6 protein-coding genes are annotated in these 6,629 nt (G+C 60.3%); 1 reads left to right on the forward strand and 5 read right to left on the reverse strand.

The window, feature by feature from the left end; all coding sequences use genetic code 11:
* Positions 1-240: 240 nt before the first annotated feature.
* The 5 genes from xerD to BW09_RS10920 form a co-directional block, all read right to left on the reverse strand.
* On the reverse strand, positions 241-1,167 hold the full coding sequence (gene xerD / locus BW09_RS05975; protein WP_140464811.1) for a site-specific tyrosine recombinase XerD: 927 nt from the start codon (positions 1,165-1,167) through the stop codon (positions 241-243).
* 170 nt (positions 1,168-1,337) lie between these two features.
* Positions 1,338-1,721: a 50S ribosomal protein L20 gene (rplT, locus tag BW09_RS05980; RefSeq protein ID WP_044088821.1), complete on the reverse strand. Its 384-nt coding sequence runs from the start codon at positions 1,719-1,721 to the stop codon at positions 1,338-1,340.
* Positions 1,722-1,775: 54 nt separating this feature from the next.
* Positions 1,776-1,970 carry a 50S ribosomal protein L35 gene (gene rpmI, locus BW09_RS05985; RefSeq protein ID WP_044088820.1) on the reverse strand — a complete coding sequence of 65 codons (195 nt, stop codon included), beginning with the start codon at positions 1,968-1,970 and terminating at the stop codon, positions 1,776-1,778.
* Positions 1,951-2,685, reverse strand: coding sequence for a translation initiation factor IF-3 (gene infC / locus BW09_RS05990; protein ID WP_044088819.1), 735 nt, complete (start codon positions 2,683-2,685; stop codon positions 1,951-1,953). Before infC ends, rpmI begins: the two co-directional genes overlap by 20 nt.
* Before the next feature lie 1,533 nt (positions 2,686-4,218).
* Positions 4,219-5,907 (reverse strand): spermidine synthase, encoded by a 1,689-nt coding sequence (locus BW09_RS10920; RefSeq protein WP_258185008.1) that lies wholly within the window; start codon positions 5,905-5,907, stop codon positions 4,219-4,221.
* Positions 5,908-5,980: 73 nt separating this feature from the next.
* Between BW09_RS10920 and BW09_RS06000 the strand changes: the two genes are divergently transcribed.
* Positions 5,981-6,629, forward strand: a 649-nt coding sequence (locus BW09_RS06000) for a thiamine diphosphokinase (RefSeq protein ID WP_140464813.1), incomplete at its 3' end; no start/stop codon positions are given.

Below are 6,629 nucleotides of genomic sequence, written 5' to 3' on the forward strand. Positions count from 1 at the left end.
ATCTTGCGGGGCAACGACATACGTTCCGGCCATCGGCAATGTCACTTGACGGAACCCGTCGTCGAGCCCCTGATCGTCGCGCCAATCTTCCATCGCTGCCGCACCCTTCGCGAAAAACCTCAACCCCTCACAGACTACTCGCCGGCATCGCCCGATTCCCGCCCGGTTCCTGTCCTCCGTATCGCCTTGCACGGGCGTGACCCACCAGAGCGGAGCAGGAGCATGCTGCCGGCTCTGCACTCAACGCGCACGCGGATGCGAGGAAATATACGCTTCGAGGAGGTGCTCGGGGCTCACGTGGGTGTAGATCTGCGTGGTGGTCACGCTTGCATGCCCCAGCAGCTCCTGCACGGTACGCACATCCGCTCCACCCTGAATGAGATGCGTGGCGAAGGAATGCCGCAGCGTGTGCGGGTGCAGCGGCCTGGTGATGCCCGCACGTGCGCCGGCGTCCTTGACCACCTCCCATATGGACTGTCGGGAGATGCGCCTACCCCGCTTGTTCAGGAACAATGCACGGCGTTCGGGCACGCCGGACGAGGATCGCCGTTCAAGTTCGCCGCGGGCGGCATCCAGATATTGGGTGAGCGCCTCGCAGGCATAACTGCCGATGGGCACCAGACGTTGTTTGGACCCTTTGCCCATGAGACGAGCCACATGCTCGTCCAAGTCAATGTCGTCAAGGTTCTCTCCTGCCGCTTCCGAGACACGGCAACCGGTGGCGTACATGAATTCCAACAGCGCCTTGTTGCGCAACACCACGGGATCCGTGGAACCACCCACGGCTGCGGCGTCAAGAAGCCTCGTCACCTCGTCGACATTGAGCACGTCAGGCAGGGTCGATGCGCTTTTCGGGGCTTTCACCGCAGCTGAGACATCATCGGCCACCACATGCTGGCCGAGCGCGAAACGATGGAACTCGTGCAACGACGCGATACGTCGGGCCTTCGAACGTGCAGACTCCCCTGCTTCGTCCAGTGAAGCGACGTAATCCTCAACGGCTTTCGAGGTGATGCCGTTCGGATCGCTGATGCCGTGCGACTCAAGCCATTCCACATATTTGGCGATATCGGATTCATATGCCTTTACAGTGGCGTCGGCAAGTCCACGTTCCACACCGATATGGACGATGAACTGTTCGGTGAGTCTGGCGAAGCTGCTGGTCATGGTGCTTAATGGTATAGGGGCATGCATACGAAAAACCCCGCGGAATCGCGGGGTTTTCCTTACAGAATCAGCCCATCGGACTGTCGGCTTCACGCCCGACGTGCTTCACGCACGTCCTTCGCGGCATAGCCGCTCACCTCGGCTACCGACAGTCCACCGGACTGTCGGCTTCACGCCTCGGCAGGAGCGTTGACATCCTCAGGCAGAGCGGCCTTGGCGGCGTCGACGATGGTCTTGAAGGTCTCCGGGTCGGAAACGGCGAGCTCGGCAAGGGCGCGACGATCCAGTTCGATGCCAGCAAGGTGCAGACCTTGGATGAAGCGGTTGTAGGTGATGCCTTCGGCGCGGACGGCAGCGTTGATACGCTGGATCCACAGCTTGCGGAAGTCACCCTTGCGAGCCTTGCGGTCGCGGAAGTTATAGGTAAAGGAGTGCAGCAGCTGTTCCTTGGCCTTGCGGTACAGACGGGAGCGCTGGCCGCGGTAGCCGGAAGCCCTCTCGAGAACAACGCGACGCTTCTTGTGGGCGTTCACTGCGCGCTTGACACGTGCCATAATCTATTCCTCAGCTTTCTGAAAGTCTTATCTGGTTTGGTGTAAGCCCGAGGCTCACTTCTGCAGCAGCTGCTTCAGCTTCTTGGCCTGGCCACCGCGCAGCACGGCGTCAGCGGACAGGGCGCGACGCTTGCGAGCGGACTTGTGCTCAAGGTTGTGGCGCATAGCGGAACCGACCTGCATCACCTTGCCGGAGCCGGTGATACGAACGCGCTTGGAAGCGGCGGAATTAGTTTTCATCTTCGGCATTGCTGCCCTCCTTGCTGGTTTGCTTCTTCAAATCGGAAGTCTTGGGAGAAATCGAGGCATTGGCGTCGGCGATGGCCTGAGCCTGAGCCTCCTGCTTGGCGGCAAGACGCGCAGCCTGACGAGCCTGACGCTCGGCGCGGGATTCTGCTCCGCGTCGACGCTGCTCGGACTGGGTGTGCACCTTCTTGCCCTTGGGTGCCAAGGTCATGATGATGTTGCGTCCCTCCTGCTTCGGCTTGGACTCGACGGTGCCGAATTCCTCGACATCGTCGGCCAGACGCTGCAGCAGTTCCACACCGCCGATCGGGCGGGAGATCTCACGGCCGCGCAGCATGATGGTCACTTTGACCTTGTCGCCGCCACTCAGGAAGCGGACAACATGACCCTTCTTCACATCGAAGTCGTGATCGTCGATCTTCAGGCGGAAACGAATCTCCTTGATTTCCGCAGTGCTCTGATTGCGACGGGCCTCACGGGCCTTGATCTTCTCGTTGTACTTGAACTTGCCGTAATCAATGAGCTTGGCGACCGGAGGCTTCGCGTTCGGCGCCACCTCGACGAGATCGAGGTTCGCCTCTTTGGCCAGGTTCAGCGCGACTGTGGTCGCGATGACGCCCACCTGCTCGCCCTTCGGGCCGATCAGGCGCACCTGCGGAACGCGAATCTCGTCGTTAATACGTGGTTCGTCGCTGATGATGACTCCAATCCTCTGCATGTTTCTACACGGGACCCGCCTTGAATTCCCATCAACATATCGGATTCACGACAACATCGAGCCCGCATGAGGCGAGCATCATCATCCGCGACACTGTTCGGCATCGCAAAAGCACCGGATTACGCTAACTGAATCAATCGCCGATATACCTACCGACAGCATCGCATGCGCAATCATTGAGGCCGTTGCCTTGAACCCGATACCTTGACAGGTTTCCAGGTGGGGTTACCCCGCTTTCTTGATTTCTCAAGCCAAAAGAGAAGCTTACCATAAGGCAAGACAGATCGGAGCCGCGTGTCGCCCTCATGTAGAGGACGTGCCGGTCGCCTGCCGAGATTCGCCTGGGCGGTCCGCCGGGTAACCCTGTCTGGGTATCTTACCGGGGCAGAACCTGTCTGGATACAGCCTGTCTGGATACAGCCTGTCTGGATACAACCTGTCTGGAGACAACCTGTCTGGAGACAAACCTTGCCGAAGCAAAACCTCAATCAGATTGTGCTTCCACCCCTCGGGCAAGCCACAAGCGAGGTTGTTTCTTGACTGGCTAGAGGTTTTGCCTCGCTGAGAAGGGCACAGTGGAGCAAGTCATCGGTCGCGCCGAGGTTCCGCCCCGCTGACGGACTGTAAGCGGAGCGAAATGCCAATCGGTCCGAGGTATTGCCCCGCTGACGGGCTGCAAGCAGGGCATGTTTTCGGTCAATCCGAGGTTCTGCACCGCTGACGGACTGTAAGCGGAGCGGGATGTCGGTCGTGCCGAGGTTCTGCCCTGTTCGGGGATGCTTGGCGGGGTTGTTTCTTGGTCGGCTAGAGGTTTTGCCTCGCGGACAAGTCGTGAGAAAGTCGTGAGTGAGGCGGATACATGGTCGATTCGAGGTTTTGCCTCACTGACGAGCTGTAGGTAGGGCGGAATATCGGTTGAACCGAGGTTCCGCCCCGCTGAGAAGGGGACAGTGGAGCAGGTCATCGGTCGCGCCGAGGTTCTGCATCTCTTGGGGTTGATCGGAGTGGTTATTTCTCGGTCGGCTAGAGGTTCCGCCCCTCTGACGGACTGTAAGCGGAGCGGGATATCGGTCGCGCCGAGGTTCTGCACCTCTTGGGGTTGATCGGCGTGGTTATTTCTCGGTCGGCTAGAGGTTCCGCCCCTCTGACGGACTGTAAGCGGGGCGGGATATCGGTCGGCTAGAGGTTCTGCACCGCTGACGGGCTGTAAGCGGAGCGGGATATCGGTCGGCTAGAGGTTCTGCACCGCTGAGAATAGGACCGCGGAGCAAGTCATCGGTCATGCCGAGGTTCCGCCCCGCTGACGGATTGCGAGCGGGGGTGAAATTCCAGTCGGTCCGAGGTTTTGCGTCGCCAGTGTTCTGTATCACACATTTGTTGACAAAATGACTACCCGTTAGTTCCGCTTCACGGGAGGACAGCTCCCCTGACAAGGGAACCGGAAATGCATTCAAACGAATATCTGGCACAAGGCATTAACTGTGCATGAGGTCACTGCTGCACCGTATTACTGCACCGCGCTACTGCACCGTATCACTGCACCGCACGCAGCAACCCGCCGATACCTTCTGTCTGCAGGATCTCGCGGTATGGACCGGCTTCTTCGGCAATGAGCTGATCGATGGCCCGCATGCCGAGCACCTCCACCGGAGCCTTGTCGTCGGTGAGGATGAGCGAGGAATCCGTTGGTTGCGCCACTGCGGCGAACCGTCCTGCGACCTCACCCATGTACGATTCCAGCGATGCGCTGCCGGTCCGATCATACGTGATGTCCTGCAATGTCTCGGACCGTGAAACCTGTTTCATATCGCTGGAGGGGATCTCTCCATCCGCTGTGTCTCCATCGCCTGCCCCCGATGACTTTTTCGCGAACAGCTCGCGGTTCGTGGTGTTCGGCACATCGGCGGTGAGCATGTTCTCATGGCCGAACACGCTGGCGATGGTGCCGGCAAGCGCCTCGTTGATCGAACCGGAACCATCCGACACCATGTTCATGTTGACCACCATCACACCACCGGGGTTGAGGTGCTCGCGAACCATGGAGAAGAATTCGGTCGAACTCATCTGGAAAGGAATGGTGATGTCCTGATAGGCGTCCACCATGATCACGTCATAGCGGTCGTGCGAGGCGGCGAGCCATGCGCGCCCGTCGTACGTGGAGACGGGCACATCCGCGGGCTCATCGAAATACCGTCCGGCGAGATCGGTGATCTTCTGGTCAATCTCCACCCCGGTGACCTTCATCCCGGGATAATACTGTCGCAGCTGACGCGCATAGGTGCCTGTGCCCATGCCGAGGATCAGTGCGGACTCGTCGTTGTCGGCGAGCGCCGGCGCGGCAAGCGCCGTGTCATAGTACATGCCGGTCAGCCCGGGATCCTTCATGGTCACGGATTGCACGCCGAAGAGCACGTTGGTGGACAGAATGGTCCGATCGGACAGGTTCTTGACCTGCAGATAGTTGTAGATGGACTCCCCCTCATAGGCGAGGTTGGTCTCCCAGAACGCGAATCCGGTGAGCGGCGAGACGCAGCTTGTGACGATGAACACCACCGCCGACACCGCGCATGCCACACGATGCGCCTTGATCGAAATGAAATACACCAGCGGAATCAACAGCAGCACACCGGAGAAGATCAGGAAGCTGACGAATGTGCCCACTGCGGGGATGGTGACGAACGTGGGCAGGAAGGTGCCGAGGATCGAGCCGATGGTGTTGCAGGCGGACAGACGGCCCACCACGGAGGCGTTGTCCTCCAGCGAGGTGGTGGCGAATTTGTTGAGCCCGGCGGTCACCGTGCCCAGCAGGAACAGCGGCGGCACGAAGATGATGGCGCATGAGATGAACGCCGCGATGATCAGGAAGTTCGTGGACACCGTGACGATCAGCAGTCCGGAGATGAGCAGGATCAGGTATTTGCCCACCAACGGTATGAGCGCGATCCACACGGCGGCGACCATGATGCGCAGGTAGAGCTTGTCCGGGTTCGGATCCCGGTCCGCCCACCGGCCGCCGAACACGGCACCCAAGGCAAGCGCGATCATGATGGTACCGATGATGATGGTCCACACGATCTGCGAACTGGAGAAATACGGCGCCAGCAGTCGCGAGGCACCGAGTTCGGCGGCCATCACCGACATACCGGAGAAGAACTCGGTGACGTAGAGGAACACCTTCGACTTGAGAATCGGCCTTTCGCTCGCCTCGGTGATATGTGCCATGCCCGCTCCTGTTCCGCTCATACGTGGTCCACTGTTGCGCAAGCCTAGCAGCATGACGGTTACAGTTGGCAGTATGACTGATGATTGCGTGATTTTCGGAGCCGGCGAATACTACGACACCCCCACGGTGCCGGATGGGGCCTTCGTAGTGGCCGCCGACGGCGGGCTCGACCATGTCCGCGCACTCGGGCTGGTGCCGGATGTGGTGGTGGGGGATTTCGACTCCCTTCAGGGCAGCAGACCCGATTCCGACGCCCGGACCATCGCACTGCCTCCGACGAAGGACGACCCCGACATGCTGTCGGCGCTGAAGATCGGCTGGGGCGCGGGATTCCGCCGGTTCCATATCTGGGGCGGACTCGGCGGCCGGATGGACCACACGATCGCGAACATCCAGCTGATGGGCCTGCTCGCCCGGCATGGAGCGACCGGCTTTCTGCACGGCGACGACACCGTGATCACTGCGATCTGCGACGGCGAGCTGGCATTCCCCGCCCACCCGGTGCCACGCGACGGACGCATGGTGTCCGTGTTCTCGCTGTCCGACGTTTCGCTGGGCGTGAACGAATCAGGGCTGAAATACGAACTGCATGACGGCACGCTCACCAACACGATGGCGCTGGGGCTGAGCAACGAGTTCCGCGACGGCACCGCCGCCTCCATCAGCGTCACAAAAGGCACCCTGATCATCACCTTCCCGATTGAGGCGGGGATGCCATCGG

It is taken from the genome of Bifidobacterium sp. UTCIF-1 (genome assembly GCF_006408915.1).
Lineage (GTDB): Bacteria > Actinomycetota > Actinomycetes > Actinomycetales > Bifidobacteriaceae > Bifidobacterium > Bifidobacterium reuteri.